The organism is Bacillus sp. FJAT-25509 (genome assembly GCF_001420605.1).
Taxonomy (GTDB): Bacteria; Bacillota; Bacilli; order Bacillales; family Bacillaceae_G; genus Gottfriedia.
Genome location: NZ_LJIZ01000031.1, coordinates 1 through 14,628 on the forward strand (window position 1 = coordinate 1; position 14,628 = coordinate 14,628).

The following is a 14,628-nucleotide window of genomic DNA, read 5'->3' on the forward strand; positions in this document are numbered from 1 at the left end:
ATGTCTATTTTTAGTATAACATGTGTTTTATAAAATTTTTATTGAAAAATATTGACAACTATTAGCTGGTTTAGTTGTATTACATTTGAAATATTAATGATATTGAAACCAAGGAATCCAGTTATCATTCCGATCTTTAACAATGTAGAGTTCTCCAGTTGCAGCACTGACAGCTGGAAGCATCCTAGGGAATATTAGTCGAACGAACCATGAGTGATTTGCTACTTCTTTACCACAAAAAGTTACTGCAATACCGAAGTAGTGTTTCTCGAATCCAGTCAAGCTTGCAGCAGGTTGAATTTTCTCGATTCTCCATTCTTTATGGTTAAGATCTGTTCCATATATCTTTGGAATAATGTCATTTAAGGCACTTATCAATTCATCTTTGTCCTTTATATTTGGCTTTTGTAAATTCTCAGTTGGAGGGCATTTTGCATTTACTAGACTTTCACCATAAGTAGTGCTTGGGATCATAAATAATAGCATAAATGAAGTTAATAAAATCTTCTTCATGAAGTAATTCACCTCACTATTACTATCCCCTAAGTATGCTTGTTTATTTTTTTCTTGTTCAACTATCGCAGTGCATTAGTTAAATAACCTTTAAGCTGCTTCGGTAGCTTTTTTCTTATTAAAGTAAATGGCAGGTTAGTAACAAGGAATAGGATAAATGATAAGAGAATAAATATTTATGGAATGCCTAAAACAATCTCTGCGGCATTTTTTTTTCATGTTGTGCTAACCTCGCAAAGTTTCACTTATGTAGCAAAATAATAAGAAAATATAATTAGACTTATGGATATTTCATTCAAAAGAAAGGAGCCAACAATGAAGAAGTATTTTATAAAAGTCTTTTTTGGTTGGTTGGCTATAGGGATTATGTATGGAATAGCCTATATTTTCAACGTAGACTGGCTTAAAGGGTCTTATGGAAATCTATTTATAATAATAATAGGATTTGTTACAGGTGCAGTGGTTGGAACCTTAGTTGAATAGCACTGATGAGCTGATTTATTAATAGCCCCTCAGTTTAATATTAGAAGTTATATTGGTAAGACAGTAAGAATATAGCTATTTAATAATTTATTTAGAAAGGAAGTAATCAATTAATGTTAAGTTATTTTTTTCAAACTATTATATATTTAGGTTTAATTATTGGTATGTCAATTTCTATTTGGAATTTTTATAAAAAGAAGAACAGTAAAATAATATATAAAAAGACTAAGAAGAATAGAAAATTGTATCAAATATCCTTAAAGGAAAAATTCGGATTAGTAGTTGCTTTAATGGTTTGTTTGTTTTCTAGCATTTCTTTTGTAAAACTTGTACAAGATTTACCAGACGCAATGTCTCAACACACAAAATTAATTCAAGGGAAATGTATAATTAATAGATATAATGGAAGGGGAGGTGGAAGTTTAGAGGCTAGATTTGGGAAACAGATAATAACGTTCAATAACAACCCTTATTATAAAGCTCATAATGGAAATTTTTATTGTAAAGCTGAATATCTTCCACATTCATACTCAGGAATTTCATTAATACTATACAAATCAAAAGGTGGAAAAGAAGTAGTGACAAAGTAGTGTTTAAAATTAGTTCATGTTTCAAAATTGAAGATGCAATGGAAAGTCCTAAAATATATCAATAAATATATAATAGATAAACGATTGAAGAGTTATTACTTAATGATATTGAAACCAGGAATCTATTATGCTAATTTAATTATTCCTTATAACCATTAATATATTTATTTAAATCACTTATTAAATCTGAATGTAACCTGTACATTGTATTTGAATCGTTTTCATTCATAATTGAACCTCCATCATCACTCAACCATAAAAAATAATGTGAACTTGTTTTGTTTTCAAATGACATTGTTAAATAGTAGTCAGCTTTTGCAACATCTACTATCCCATCAATTTTATTTGCTGTTTTGATTGCATCAATAAAAATTTGAAGTTCAATTGATGCATCTTGATGATATGAAGCATGTGGTTCTTTTATATCTAACATATTCTCTCCGACTCTTGAAATTGTAACACTTTCAACAGATTTTCCTTCAAATAAGAAGTTTCCTACACATTTCGCTTTAACAACCTTCTTCTCTCCGCATTTTGCTTGTGTAACCTGATTATCACTACACCCAATCAATGAAAATGTTAATAGTAATAAAATAGTTAAATATAATTGCTTCAATTTAGTAAATCTCATTTCATTCCACCTCATCAGTGTTTCCTTATAATGCACTATTCTATTTCAATGCTAATATTCCTTCGTTAATAAATTTAGGCTCTGTTAAAAGACTTTCTAATTTGACAGGCTTTCTACACTTTAATTGAATTAAGGCATGCGTTAGTTCAATATGAATTTTAAAACCATTCCATATTCATTCCTTTTAGAAACTGTTCTGCATTAAAAAAATAGTGAAGAATATACCTTTATAAAACTAAAGCAAGTATAGGAGCCTATGGGATAGTTAAATGGAAAAATGAGAAATTCTTAAATATTTTTTATGGCTGCCTGTTCTGCAATTGAAGTTGCCATTGGTAGTTTTTTAAATTGAAATAATGATTAAATAGATGAAAAAGGAGAATTTGACAAGAATCTAGTTAATATGAAAAATATAAACATGAGTCTGTTAGTTCGATAATAACTTAATTTTATTTAATTTCAGTTTCTTCAAACCTTATCGTTGCATTCTTCGTTACCTATAACGAGAGGCCAATACAAAACTGAAGGAGATGTTAGAAAATGAAATTTCGTTTTACGCTTGCAAGTGTACTGTCAGTTATTTCAATGTTATTATTTGGTGCTGTAGCTTCCGCAGCTACTGATTTTACACAGTTCGGATTTACTAATGTAGTTGCAGAAAAGAAAATTAAGGCAGGGGAAGCGGCAAAAATAAGTCATAGTGGAATTAAAATTGCGATCCCAGAAGTGACGTTTCAACATGACGTTACTTTTCAAGTTCTTGAGGGGGATAATAAAAATTTCCAAGCTAATGCGCCAGAAGGAGAAATAGTAATTATGAATTTTGCGTTCAAAGTTACTGATATGGAAACAGGCCAACTTGTTGATAAATTTACTCCAGCGATTACATTTAGTTTTAAAGATAAGGAAGTAAATAATTTGAGTACATACTACAATGTTAAAACAGACGGCACGTTCGTCAAAAATAATAGTACATCTGTAATCGAAGGCAAAACATTAAGCCATCCAGTCGGTGCAGCTCCAGTTGGTTGGGCTATTACTTCACCAAGAGATTCTATAGAGAAATAACTGAAAAATACATTATAAAATGCCCATGACATCAGGAAAGAGAATTATGGGTTTTCTTTATATTGAAACAAGAATAATGGATTTAGAAAATAAATGAAAAGATATAAAGTTTTTCAAACCTTTTATAAGGTAGGACCGTTTACTAATTTGAAACTAAAATATTAAGGAGGAATACAGATGAAAAAAATGATGTTAATTTTAATGACTATAACATCAATCCTGATGTCAGCAGCTTGTAACATTGGAGAATCAGAAAAAAGTACTAAATCCTCTAATTATGAAAAAATAAGAAATCAAGAAATATCAACACTACAATTATTAGAAAACGTTAAAGTTGGTAAATATTTAGCTGATTCCAAAGGAATGGCGCTTTATTATTTTAAAAATGATGTATATGAAAAAAGTAATTGTAGTGGAGAATGTTTGAAAAACTGGCCCCCATTTACTGCAGATAAATTTAAAGTGCCAGTAGGATTTGATAAAAATGACTTTGGAACTATTACAAGGGAAGATTCAGGAGAGAATCAAGTTACTTATAAAGGTTATCCACTCTATTATTTTGTGAATGATAAAGTAAAAGGTGATGTAAATGGACAAGGAATTAAGGAGATTTGGTATATTGTGAATACTGACACCACATTTAAATAAATTAATTATCAAATACAAAGGAACAATCGTCTATGTTGATTGTTCCTTTTATTCTCCTCCAATTATATAATTTTACTATCAAACTAATAAAATACCTCAAGAGAGGAGCATCAACGATTGAAGGATAAAAGTGATTTTGAATTAATGAATTTAGTCAAAAAAAAGCAAAGTCCTGCATTAGAAGAACTATATAATCGCTATATTAAATTAATTTATAGTTTTGTTTATAAGTTTACACAAAGAAACGAAGAAAAGACGAAAGAAATTATTCAACTGGTTTTTTTGCGACTTTGGACAACAAAAAGCACTTATGATGATACAAAAGGTGAATTTATAAACTGGTTACTTACTATTACTCGAAATATTTGTATAGATTATATTCGGAAAGATTGTAATGAGAATTTTAATAGGCAATGGAATGTCTACCATCATTCTAGCAAACAGCTTGAAATAGAAGATTCTACCAACGAAATAGCAGGTACAATAAATAAATTTGAACTCCAAGAAGCAAAGGATAAGTTATCTCAATCTCAAAAAAGATTAATAGATTTGTTTTATTGGAACGGGTATACACTTCATGAAATTGCCGAAATGGAAGATGAGCCTTTAGGAACCGTGAAGAATAGACTACATCAATCACTAAAGAAATTAAGAAAGTATTTTAACATAGGAGGTTAAGTAATGAAAAAAATATGTAATCATTTACTTCCTTATATTACGAATGAACTCAGTAAAGTAGAACAAAGAGAATTTAAAGAACATTTAGAAACCTGTCTGAAATGTAATAATGAATATAATCAGATAAAAGAAAGTTGGGAAGCCCTCCAATCTGACATTGAAGAAACAGAAGTACCAGAATCATTAAAATCTGAGGTGTTTGAATTTGTATTTGCACAACAAAAAGATGAACAAAACTTATTCACAATCAAACTAAAAAACTGGTTAACTTATTTAAAACAGCAGTTTACACCTTTAACAACTGTCTTAATCTTAACGTTATTAACTATAATCGTATTCAATTTTAAAAATACCAAGTTGAGTAATCAAACGGCAATTAATAAGGAACTGAGTAGCCGTCCAGTCGAAATTTTATCTACACTTACACTATCTTCTGTTAATCAAAGTGAAGCAAATGGACATGCCTTTATTGTGCATCAAGGTCAAGAAAAAAAGCTAATTGTGCAAGTAAACAACTTACAAAAAACGGAAGGTAAAAAAGTTTATCAAGTGTGGTTACTGAACAAAGGAGTGCGAAAAAATGCTGGGATATTTAAACCAAATAACAATGGCTCAGGTATTTTGACATTAGAACTTCAGGAAAATGAAGTTTTCGATAAAATTGGGATTACACTTGAACCAGATGAAAATAGCGTAAAGCCAAGAGGTGAAAAAATAGTAGGAACTTAATAATATCCTTCAAACGCATTTTCAAGTTGTAGAAGCTGAGCTAACTGTAATGAATCGCGACGATCCGTTTTTACTCGATCTCCAGTACGTTTAGGAATTAGTGTTGGTGCTACTACAATCCATTCGATATCCATCGATAAAAGTTGACGGTAAATACTATATCCACTTGAACCAGCTTCATAACAAACTATTAATTTCTATGGATCACCTAACTTCTTAAAAAGTTTTCGAATAGCTTCTGGAGTATTTTGGATATTCCCATGAAATCTTGATGGGCTTCTTCCTTATCAGCAATAATATCTTTTGAAACGTTTAAACCAATAAATTTTTGACCAACCTTCATAGTACACGGCTCCTTTTGTTTGTAGCTCTACATTTGGTTTGGGTAGGCTTTTTGATTACTACCATTCTTGCCAAGTGCAACCTACGATAAGCAAAATGGAGCTGTTTCGTTCATTGTGACTAATCTGCCACTATGTTGAATTAGGAATAGAAGATTCTTAGTCAAAAAGAAGATCGTTAAGAGAAACAAGGCTGGGCAAGTTATTGGCACATCCGTATCATGCGTGAACTAAATCTCGATTCGAATGAAGCAATCGAATACGCGAAACTAAACGCAGGAGTAGTTCAACCTTCTAAAACAAGTATTAATCCATACTACTTAGGACTAAGAATGTTTGAAGATATTGAAGAGCGATATAATAATCCAACAAAAGAAATGAGAGAGTTAGGTGTTAAACCTGGCAGCGGTCGAGAAAAAATGTTTGAAGTACGAGAGTTAGAGTCTGATAGTTCATTTATAAGAAACTACTTAACGAAAGACCTTGTTATGCGTGAAGATATGTATTTATTTCAGCGACAAGGTAAGGAGTATAAAGTTACGGATAAGGCATGGGAAAATGTACGGGATCAACTTGTTGTTAGTCGGGTAAATGGAGGTTTCCCTTATATTGTAGTTCAAGAAGGAGACTATTTAAAAAATGGGGAGCTTTATTTGAAGCATTCCTATGAACATATGGAACTTGATGTGAAGTATGTTGAGAAGGTTATGCCTTATATTCATCAGTTGTGGGGTAGAGGGGTTCATTTGGAGACGAATATTGAGAATAAGTCTGTGTTGTTTAGTTATGAAGGGAAGAATATTCATCGGAAGTATATATAATACCACCTCTTAGAGGTGGTATTTTTTTTCATCAAATACAAATCCGAAGTCATGCTGGATCTGTATATAGTGCCTCAATAAACCGTTAAGCACTTTTAGAAAGTTGGCGATCCTTTAGCCAGAAAACTGCAGAATCCGATTGGATGGGAAAAAAAGAAAAGGTTGCGCAAGCAACCTTTTCTTTATGATTGATTAATTAAAGGAAAGAACATTAACTTATATATTCCAGCCTTTTTCAAAAGCGTAAAATTCTAATATTTTTTTGTATTTTTCACCATATCTCTCCACAAGTGCAGATTGAAAATCTTTTTCAATATGTTGCATGATTAGATCATGGTAAAAAGCAGTTTTTAACATTCCAACTACTGATGGATGGTCAGTTTCTAAAGCAGTGAGTTTTGTTGAATTTCCAAAACCACCGATTAAAGCTTTTTTTGAATCGCATAAAATAGAAAAATTTCTTAAACTAGAAATGCTCCAATCTTCACTTCGAATATGGACAAAAATGTTCTTAAGCGCTGTTTGACATTCTCCAATTGTAATGAGTATCACATTGACACCTCTATTTTCAGCATCAAGTAAGTCTTCTTCAACCCAATGTAAATCTTCTGACCAAATGTCTATTACAATGAAATCTTTTGCATTGGCAATTATTCGACGAATAGTTGTACTAAGTTGCTTATCTCCTTGCCAATTATAAAAAGAAGGAGCAATTATAGTTGGAGACTTTAATTGGTTTACTAATACTTTTGTTACTTGTTCAAATTCTGTTTGTAAATGTTTCGTTAATTGTTCTATGGGAACAGCATCGTATCTAGCTGGATCTCCTTCTATGCATCGACAAGCACCCTTGTCCGTTAATGATCTCAAAGCAGAATAAACATTAGTACGTGAAACTGACACTCTTTTAGCTACTTCATAACCTGATATTCCAGGCTCTTCATGTAATGCCAAATAGCAACGTGCTTCAAGGTCAGATAATCCTATTTTTTTTAAAAGTTCAACCATATGTACCTCCTTTTGCAATTTTTAAATTTATTTTTTGTTGTTAAATGTAGATGAGTATATATAAATACTACTAGATTGAATAAAATAATCAAGCTATACAACGATTCATAATTTTTAAGTTTCCAATCTTTGTGTGATTGCTACATGACTGAATAGATGTGTTCGGTATATAGTGGTACCGGAAAATACTTCTATTTTTAAAATTAATATTGATAATATTCTGAAAAATAACTATAATACATTTAACGAGAGTAGTATCGTATAATACTACTTATTTTTGAAGTAGTTTTTAATTTGTATTACAAATGGAAAAAGGAGGAGAGATGTGAGTGTAATAATTTAAGTTAATCCTTAGGTACCCAGAAAAATGGAGGCGTTTACATGAGAGTTGATAGTGAAATTGGAAATACAAAAAAGATACGCTTGAATTATGGTGATGATCAGTGGCAATACGGAGAATTACGTATTCCTGAAGGTCCAGGACCACATCCTGTAGTTGTTGTTATTCATGGAGGATTTTGGAAATCGATATTTGCGGCAGATTTAATGGATGCCGTTTCAGAAGACCTTTCAAAACGTGGACTAGCAACATGGAATATTGAATATAGAAGGGTAGGTAATATTGGAGGTGCTTATCCTGGTACTTTGAATGATGTTGCCAATGCTACAGACTTTTTAGAAACAATAGGCGAACAATATGATTTGGATTTAACAAAAGTGGTTGCAATGGGCCATTCAGCTGGAGGTCAGCTTGCTTTCTGGTTAGCGGGCCGTTATCGTCTACAAGAAGATAGTATATTAAAAACATCCAGTGCCCCACTATTACTTAAAGGAGTAGTCAGTTTAGGTGGCATAATTGACTTAGAACTTATGAATAACCTGATCAATTACAAACAAAGAATAGTAAAAAATATGAAAATTGATAACCCAGTAACTGACTATGTAGGGGGTACACCATTTGAAGTACCTGAAAGATATGCTGAGGTTTCACCAGTTCAATTGCTTCCGTTAAAAGTTCCCCAAGTATTGATTCATGGTGATTTAGATGTAAATGTTCCAGTAAAATTAAGTGTCCTATATAAAGAACTTGCCGAAAAAGCAGGTGACCAAGTTAAGATGATTACGTTACCTAATGTCGAACATTTTGAAATTATTGATCCAAATTCTAAGGTATGGGACAGCATTGTTAATGAGGTTAGGAATTTATTGAAAGATTAAAAAATATGAAAAGCCAATAAAGGAAGGGGAGTAAAAATATATGTCAAATGCAGTAAGGAAATTATGGGGATATAAATACGTTATACTGTTTATCGTTTGGCTACTATATATAATCAATTACTTTGATCGTGTGGCTGTGTTAACTTTCTTACCATTCATACAAAAAGATATGAATTTAACGCCAGTCCAAGTTGGGCAAATCGCTTCTGCGTTCTTTTTCGCGTATGCGGTCGGTCAGGTTACTTCGGGATTTTTAGCGGATAAATTCGGACCCAAAAAGGTCATGAATGTTGCCATAATTGTTTTTACTTTAGTAAGTGTAGTTACTGGATTTGTCAAAAATTTTACCCAGTTTATTGCTTTGCGAATAGGTTTAGGGCTTGGAGAAGCACATCATTTTCCACCTTCAGCTAAAGCAATTAGTAATTGGTTCCCATATTCAGAACGTGGTAAAGCCCTTTCAATTTTTAATACTTCAAATTACGTTGGATTAGCACTTGTACCTATCATCTTAACTAATCTCTCTGCTTCCTTATTTGACGGTCAGTGGAGACCTGTATTCTTCACATTAGCTATTCCTGGTGTAATTGGTATTTTACTACTTTGGTTGTTCTTTAAAGATACACCAGAAGAAATGTATAAAAAAGGTAGAATAAGTAAAAGTGAATTAGACATTATAAATCTGAATAAAGAGGCAACTCTACAAGTAACTACGAAGGAAAAAGTTAACCACAAAATTTACTTGAAAGATCGTACCTTCTATGTGATTTGCCTGATGATGTTTTGTCAGATCGGTATTCTTTGGGGGTTCACAACTTGGCTTAGCACTTTCTTAGTTCAACAACACAACTTTAATATTAAGGAAATGGGATTTGTCTCAGCATTACCTCCAATAATTAGTATCATCAGTATTTTAATGGGAGGTTGGTTGATGGATAAATTTAACAAAATGAAACCAATTGCTCTGATTGCTTATATTGGATGTATTCCCGTGCTTTGGATGCTCGGATCTGTTAGTAAGGGAAATACACCTATGCTATTAACTTTACTATTGGCTTCAGGATTTTTTGTAGCATTTAACTCTGGTTCTCTTACAGCTGCACTTCAAAAAAGATACCCTAGTGAAGTTGTCGGTAGTGTAACGGGAATAGTTAATGGTTGTGGTCAGTTAGGGGCATTTCTAACCCCGTTAGTAGCCGGTTATCTAATAACAGTTCGTACAGGTGGAAGTTTTGATTTCACTAAAGTATTTATATTTTTCTCAGTCCTAGCAGCGATAGCAGCAGTAAGTGCTCTTTTCTTAAAAGAAAAACCAGTCCAAACCAATGAAATAGTTAAAAACGCTGTAAATAATCAGATTGTATGAAATAAATTTTAGGTTAAAGCCTCATACCCCAAAAAAATGGCTAAAGTAGAGGTGCAAAATTCCATTATGCAATTAATTAATGAAGGAATCGAAAAAATGAAAGGATATGGCATTTATCAAGTAACAATTCCACTACCTTTTTGGAATGATAATGTTCATTGTTACTTAGCACGTAGAGAAGGAAAGTGGACAATAATCGATACGGCAATGAATCGCAATGAAACACGCCTGGCCTGGGAAGCTGCGTTTAATAAATACAGTATTGAACCACTTCGAGATGTTGAGCGTATCTTGATAACCCATCATCACCCTGATCATTTTGAATATGCAAGAGAATTACAACAGCAGACTGGAGCGAATGTTTTTCTAAGTGAGAAAGAACAAGCAGTCGCACAGAATAATCTAGATGCGGAATCATTTTCAAGATTTTATTTAACAGCAGGCATGCCGCAGAAACTAGTAAAGCAATTACAACCTGTGAACACATCAGCTAACAGATTTCCGAAAAATGTGTGTACCATAGAAACAAATAGGCTTTATCCAATTGGTGAGCTTCTTTTTGAAGCTATACAAATGCCTGGTCATTCGGATGGGCATATCTGTTTTTATAATAGTGAAGAACAGATTCTTCTTTCAGGAGATCATTTGACTAGAGAAACTATTCCTTATATCTCATATCATGGCTATGGAAATAAAAATCCATTAAGTATGTATCTTGAGACATTAAAAACGATGCAATTAATGGAAATTTCATTAGTTTTACCAGGACATGGTCCCATTTTTATGGATGCACAAGAGAGAATTAACGAATTACTACATCATTATGAAGAACGAATTGGTTTCGTACTCGAGAAGATTACAGGAGATATGAGTGCTTATCAAGTATCCAATACTTTAGTTCCAATAGGTTCAAGTGTACTAGAAAAGTGGATTGCACTAGGAGAGACTAATGCCTATTTAAGTTATTTAGTTGCAAAAGGTGAAATACGTGAGTATAAAGATGGGCTTCAAAATAAGTACGTAAGACTGTAAATTATATAGGGTTACACTATATATCTCTTAAATTAAGAAGAACATTTAATATCTTTAAGAGAAACAAGGCTGGGCAAGTTACTGGCACATTCGCATCATGCGTGAATTAAATCTAGATTCAAATGAAGCAATCGAATACGCAAAACTTAATGCTGGAGTAGTTCAGCCATCGAAAACAAGTATTAATCCGTATTATTTAGGATTGAGAATGTTTGAAGATATTGAAGAGCGATATAATAATCCAACAAAAGAAATGCGTGAGCTAGGTGTTAAACCTGGCAGCGGAAGAGAAAAAATGTTTGAAGTACGAGAATTAGAGTCTGATAGTTCATTTATTCGAAACTACTTAACGAAAGATCTTGTCATGCGAGAAGATATGTATTTATTCCAGCGACAAGGTAAGGAATATAAAGTTACGGATAAAGCTTGGGAGAATGTAAGAGATCAACTTGTCGTTAGTCGAGTAAACGGTGGATTCCCTTATATTGTTGTTCAAGAAGGAGATTATTTAAAAAATGGTGAGCTTTATTTGAAGCATTCCTATGAAAATATGGAACTTGATGTTAAGTATGTTGAGAAGGTTATGCCGTATATCCATCAATTGTGGGGCAGAGGAGTTCATTTAGAAACGAATATTGAGAATAAGTCTGTGTTGTTTAGTTATGATGGAAAGAATATTCATCGGAAGTATATTTAGAACCACCTTTTTTAGGTGGTTTTCTTAATGGATTAGAAAGTATAAAATATTTTTTCGAGAAGTGTACCTTATGCAACTAAATGCAGGATAGTTGCATAAGGTACATTTTATTACTACATCACAGTTAAGCAAGCTTAATCTATTTTAAACAAACTATCTTCTTTAAAAGATATTTAGTGGATATTTGTATATTCATTTTATTTGGGCTATAATACATTAAACCATTTTCTTTACCAAGATCCACGTTAAATTTTACCCTTATTCTATTTATGAATAAGGGTTTTTTATATTATAAGTTATAAAAGAAGTCAGATTCTACTTGATAGAATCCGACTTCTTTGAGTTAACTATGCTTTTTTAACATTAGTTGCTTGTGGTCCGCGTTGCCCTTGTCCTACTTCAAATGTTACTGCTTGACCTTCATCTAATGATTTGAATCCGTCAGTTTGAATTGCTGAGAAGTGAACGAATACATCATCACCATTTTCACGCTCAATAAATCCAAACCCTTTTTCTGCATTAAACCATTTTACTTTACCATGTTCCATTTTTGTTTCCTCCTAGTGCGATTTGCACACATTAATATTCCAATATTAACATTTAAAATAAAGATAATCAAATTCACCTAATTAAATATAAATGACTTAACATATTTTACATGACCAATACTAAACTTTCTATTACTTAAGACGCTTTCTTTTAAATAATTAATTGAATACGTCTTCTTTAGTATTTGCCATGTCCTAAGATCGACATTTTAAAAAGGACTTTACTTTTATAAAAAGAAAGAAGACTTTTTTTTGAATCATTTGTATCTATTTAATATTCAATTTGTTCAACGACGAAAAAGCATCCAATTTAATTGGATGCATATTTAAGTATTCCGCTTAAAAAGAGTGAATCTTCTAATTGTGTGCACTCTTTTAGTTTGATTAATCCATCTAGTTCTAGTTCCTTAGCCAGTTTTTCAATCATTTTTGTATCATTTTCCAATGAATTTTTAATGTTGATTAAAAAGAAATTTCCTCTTGTTGCAAGTCGAAGGTTCTTTAATAGATTCTCTTTACTCATTTTCCCATCCCCCTTCTAAATTAGATTAATTCGACACAAAAGAGGTTTTGTCCTGTAAATTCAATTATTACAAATTTTTTGTAGGATTATTAATTTAATCTCCATAGTATATAACGTCAAAAAATCTCATACATTGTCAATACACATAGTAGGGGGAATAATAATGAACTCAAATAATTTTCGTGAATTAGAGTATGCAATAGACGAAATTACTGAAATTGCAAAAGGATTTGGACTTGATTATTTTCCGATGAGGTATGAAATATGCCCTTCCGATATTATTTACACGTTTGGTGCGTACGGAATGCCTACTAGATATTCTCATTGGAGCTTTGGAAAAAAATTTTATAAGATGAAGTTACAATATGATCTAGGATTAAGTAAGATTTATGAATTAGTGATTAATTCTAATCCATGTTACGCATTTTTACTTGATACCAACAGCCTCGTACAAAATAAATTGATCGTTGCCCATGTACTCGCTCATAGTGATTTCTTTAAAAATAATGTGCGATTTAGTAATACAAAACGAGATATGGTCGAAAGCATGACTGCAACTGCTGAAAGAATTAATCAATATGAACAAAAATATGGAAAAAAGCTAGTAGAAGAATTTTTGAATGCGGTTATAGCTATTCAAGAACATATTGACCCTTCAATTGTAAGAAATAAATTATCGTGGCAATTAGAAGATGATATGATCCCCCCCGTTCCTCGAGTAGGCCTATATGATGATTTATGGAATTTAGATAATAAAAAAGAAAACATTGCTCCTGTAAAACCTCGAAAAAAGAAATTCCCACCACAACCTGAAAAGGATCTTTTACTATTTATTCAACACTTTAGTCGCGAATTAGAAGAGTGGCAACGAGACATTTTAACAATGTTACGAGAGGAAATGGTTTATTTTTGGCCACAGCTCGAAACAAAAATTATGAATGAGGGATGGGCTAGTCTTTGGCATCAACGTATTATGAGAGAGTTAGATTTAACATCAGGTGAATCAATTGAATTTGCAAAACTGAATGCAAATGTACTACAGCCCTCGAAGACAAGTTTAAACCCTTACTATTTTGGACTGAAAATGTTTGAGGATATTGAAGAAAGATATAACAATCCATCTGAAGAAATGAAACAATATGGGGTGAAAGCTGGTTCTGGAACTGAAAAAATTTTTGAGGTACGAGAATTAGAGTCCGATAGTTCATTCATTCGTAACTACTTAACTAAGGAACTCATAATGCGAGAAGATATATATTTATTCCAGCAACAAGGTAAGGAGTATAAAGTCACTGATAAGGCATGGGAAAATGTAAGAGATCAGCTTGTTGTTAATAGGGTAAATGGCGGATTCCCATATATCGTTGTTCAAGAGGGCGATTACTTAAAAAATGGGGAGCTTTATTTGAAGCATTCCTATGAAAATATGGAACTTGATGTGAAGTATGTTGAAAAGGTAATGCCTTATATCCATCAGTTATGGGGTAGAGGGGTCCATTTGGAGACTAATATTGAGAATAAGTCTGTGTTGTTTAGTTATGATGGGAAGAATATTCATCGGAAGTATATTTAGGATCACCTTTTTGAAGGTGGTTTTTCCATTTAAAGGAAAGTAGATTTTTTGGAGGAATAGATTAAGAATAAACCACCTGTTCTCTGAAGTGCACCCCAAATGTTAGACACGACTAACATTTGGAGGTGCATTTTTTATGACTAAATTTACTACTGAACATA

Annotated in this window: 17 protein-coding genes and 2 pseudogenes; 12 read left to right on the forward strand and 7 right to left on the reverse strand. The window is 32.2% G+C overall.

The features are described from left to right. Window positions 1-93: 93 nt before the first annotated feature. Window positions 94-513, reverse strand: coding sequence for a hypothetical protein (locus AN960_RS18825; RefSeq protein ID WP_056474779.1), 420 nt, complete (start codon window positions 511-513; stop codon window positions 94-96). 315 nt (window positions 514-828) lie between these two features. On the opposite strand from AN960_RS18825, the gene AN960_RS24600 reads away from it, so the two are divergent. Further along, a complete protein-coding gene (locus tag AN960_RS24600) occupies window positions 829-996 on the forward strand; it encodes a hypothetical protein (RefSeq protein ID WP_156339727.1) in 168 nt (55 codons plus the stop codon). 113 nt (window positions 997-1,109) lie between these two features. Next, window positions 1,110-1,586: a hypothetical protein gene (locus tag AN960_RS18830; RefSeq protein ID WP_056474781.1), complete on the forward strand. Its 477-nt coding sequence runs from the start codon at window positions 1,110-1,112 to the stop codon at window positions 1,584-1,586. 139 nt (window positions 1,587-1,725) lie between these two features. Here the strand turns inward: AN960_RS18830 and AN960_RS18835 are convergent, their stop codons facing one another. Continuing rightward, window positions 1,726-2,217 (reverse strand): YhfM domain-containing protein, encoded by a 492-nt coding sequence (locus AN960_RS18835; RefSeq protein WP_056474783.1) that lies wholly within the window; start codon window positions 2,215-2,217, stop codon window positions 1,726-1,728. A gap of 540 nt (window positions 2,218-2,757) precedes the next feature. Between AN960_RS18835 and AN960_RS18840 the strand changes: the two genes are divergently transcribed. The 4 genes from AN960_RS18840 to AN960_RS18855 all read left to right on the forward strand — a co-directional run bounded on the left by AN960_RS18840 (window position 2,758) and on the right by AN960_RS18855 (window position 5,340). Then, window positions 2,758-3,285, forward strand: coding sequence for a hypothetical protein (locus AN960_RS18840; protein ID WP_056474784.1), 528 nt, complete (start codon window positions 2,758-2,760; stop codon window positions 3,283-3,285). A 177-nt stretch (window positions 3,286-3,462) separates the two neighbouring features. Beyond that, entirely contained in the window at window positions 3,463-3,933 is a 471-nt protein-coding gene (locus AN960_RS18845) for a COG4315 family predicted lipoprotein (RefSeq protein ID WP_056474788.1), read from the forward strand. A gap of 117 nt (window positions 3,934-4,050) precedes the next feature. Then, entirely contained in the window at window positions 4,051-4,611 is a 561-nt protein-coding gene (locus AN960_RS18850; RefSeq protein WP_056474792.1) for an RNA polymerase sigma factor, read from the forward strand. Between the two features lie 3 nt (window positions 4,612-4,614). Beyond that, a complete protein-coding gene (locus tag AN960_RS18855; protein ID WP_056474795.1) occupies window positions 4,615-5,340 on the forward strand; it encodes an anti-sigma factor in 726 nt (241 codons plus the stop codon). On the opposite strand, the gene AN960_RS24605 is transcribed toward AN960_RS18855, so the two are convergent. Together AN960_RS24605 and AN960_RS25170 are read right to left on the reverse strand one after the other, a co-directional pair. Beyond that, on the reverse strand, window positions 5,337-5,474 hold the full coding sequence (locus AN960_RS24605; protein ID WP_156339728.1) for a hypothetical protein: 138 nt from the start codon (window positions 5,472-5,474) through the stop codon (window positions 5,337-5,339). The two genes, AN960_RS18855 and AN960_RS24605, sit on opposite strands and share 4 nt — an antisense overlap. A gap of 74 nt (window positions 5,475-5,548) precedes the next feature. Beyond that, entirely contained in the window at window positions 5,549-5,683 is a 135-nt protein-coding gene (locus AN960_RS25170) for a hypothetical protein (protein WP_286131751.1), read from the reverse strand. A 186-nt stretch (window positions 5,684-5,869) separates the two neighbouring features. Here AN960_RS25170 and AN960_RS18860 point away from each other — a divergent pair. Beyond that, window positions 5,870-6,502, forward strand: a pseudogene (locus tag AN960_RS18860) (SpoVR family protein); the annotation flags it as partial. 216 nt (window positions 6,503-6,718) lie between these two features. Here AN960_RS18860 and AN960_RS18865 read toward each other — a convergent pair. Next, window positions 6,719-7,510 (reverse strand): TrmB family transcriptional regulator, encoded by a 792-nt coding sequence (locus AN960_RS18865; RefSeq protein WP_056474797.1) that lies wholly within the window; start codon window positions 7,508-7,510, stop codon window positions 6,719-6,721. Window positions 7,511-7,891: 381 nt separating this feature from the next. Here AN960_RS18865 and AN960_RS18870 point away from each other — a divergent pair, with 381 nt between their 5' ends. The 4 genes and pseudogenes from AN960_RS18870 to AN960_RS18885 all read left to right on the forward strand — a co-directional run. After that, window positions 7,892-8,728 (forward strand): alpha/beta hydrolase family protein, encoded by an 837-nt coding sequence (locus tag AN960_RS18870; protein WP_056474800.1) that lies wholly within the window; start codon window positions 7,892-7,894, stop codon window positions 8,726-8,728. A 40-nt stretch (window positions 8,729-8,768) separates the two neighbouring features. Next, window positions 8,769-10,094 (forward strand): MFS transporter, encoded by a 1,326-nt coding sequence (locus AN960_RS18875; RefSeq protein WP_056474803.1) that lies wholly within the window; start codon window positions 8,769-8,771, stop codon window positions 10,092-10,094. A 66-nt stretch (window positions 10,095-10,160) separates the two neighbouring features. Then, entirely contained in the window at window positions 10,161-11,126 is a 966-nt protein-coding gene (locus AN960_RS18880) for an MBL fold metallo-hydrolase (protein ID WP_056474806.1), read from the forward strand. A 64-nt stretch (window positions 11,127-11,190) separates the two neighbouring features. Then, window positions 11,191-11,823, forward strand: a pseudogene (locus tag AN960_RS18885) (SpoVR family protein); the annotation flags it as partial. 347 nt (window positions 11,824-12,170) lie between these two features. On the opposite strand, the gene AN960_RS18890 reads toward AN960_RS18885, so the two are convergent. Both AN960_RS18890 and AN960_RS18895 read right to left on the reverse strand, forming a co-directional pair. Then, complete coding sequence (locus tag AN960_RS18890) at window positions 12,171-12,371, reverse strand: cold-shock protein (protein ID WP_056474809.1); 201 nt, start codon at window positions 12,369-12,371, stop codon at window positions 12,171-12,173. A gap of 310 nt (window positions 12,372-12,681) precedes the next feature. Then, the gene (locus tag AN960_RS18895) at window positions 12,682-12,894 is read right to left on the reverse strand and encodes a hypothetical protein (protein ID WP_056474812.1); all 213 of its coding nucleotides are present in this window, start codon (window positions 12,892-12,894) and stop codon (window positions 12,682-12,684) included. Between the two features lie 163 nt (window positions 12,895-13,057). Between AN960_RS18895 and AN960_RS18900 the strand changes: the two genes are divergently transcribed. Further along, window positions 13,058-14,467, forward strand: a complete 1,410-nt coding sequence (locus AN960_RS18900) for a SpoVR family protein (RefSeq protein ID WP_056474815.1) — start codon at window positions 13,058-13,060, stop codon at window positions 14,465-14,467. Window positions 14,468-14,628: the final 161 nt, after the last annotated feature.

Coding starts and splice junctions, on each gene's coding strand:
- AN960_RS18865 (WP_056474797.1), bottom strand. CDS start 7,510: ATGGTTGAACTTTTAAAAAAAATAGGATTATCTGACCTTGAAGCACGT.
- AN960_RS18845 (WP_056474788.1), top strand. CDS start 3,463: ATGAAAAAAATGATGTTAATTTTAATGACTATAACATCAATCCTGATG.
- AN960_RS18830 (WP_056474781.1), top strand. CDS start 1,110: ATGTTAAGTTATTTTTTTCAAACTATTATATATTTAGGTTTAATTATT.
- AN960_RS18825 (WP_056474779.1), bottom strand. CDS start 513: ATGAAGAAGATTTTATTAACTTCATTTATGCTATTATTTATGATCCCA.
- AN960_RS18895 (WP_056474812.1), bottom strand. CDS start 12,894: ATGAGTAAAGAGAATCTATTAAAGAACCTTCGACTTGCAACAAGAGGA.
- AN960_RS18870 (WP_056474800.1), top strand. CDS start 7,892: ATGAGAGTTGATAGTGAAATTGGAAATACAAAAAAGATACGCTTGAAT.
- AN960_RS18890 (WP_056474809.1), bottom strand. CDS start 12,371: ATGGAACATGGTAAAGTAAAATGGTTTAATGCAGAAAAAGGGTTTGGA.
- AN960_RS24605 (WP_156339728.1), bottom strand. CDS start 5,474: ATGGATATCGAATGGATTGTAGTAGCACCAACACTAATTCCTAAACGT.
- AN960_RS18900 (WP_056474815.1), top strand. CDS start 13,058: ATGAACTCAAATAATTTTCGTGAATTAGAGTATGCAATAGACGAAATT.
- AN960_RS18855 (WP_056474795.1), top strand. CDS start 4,615: ATGAAAAAAATATGTAATCATTTACTTCCTTATATTACGAATGAACTC.
- AN960_RS25170 (WP_286131751.1), bottom strand. CDS start 5,683: ATGAAGGTTGGTCAAAAATTTATTGGTTTAAACGTTTCAAAAGATATT.
- AN960_RS18875 (WP_056474803.1), top strand. CDS start 8,769: ATGTCAAATGCAGTAAGGAAATTATGGGGATATAAATACGTTATACTG.
- AN960_RS18840 (WP_056474784.1), top strand. CDS start 2,758: ATGAAATTTCGTTTTACGCTTGCAAGTGTACTGTCAGTTATTTCAATG.
- AN960_RS18835 (WP_056474783.1), bottom strand. CDS start 2,217: ATGAGATTTACTAAATTGAAGCAATTATATTTAACTATTTTATTACTA.
- AN960_RS24600 (WP_156339727.1), top strand. CDS start 829: ATGAAGAAGTATTTTATAAAAGTCTTTTTTGGTTGGTTGGCTATAGGG.
- AN960_RS18880 (WP_056474806.1), top strand. CDS start 10,161: ATGCAATTAATTAATGAAGGAATCGAAAAAATGAAAGGATATGGCATT.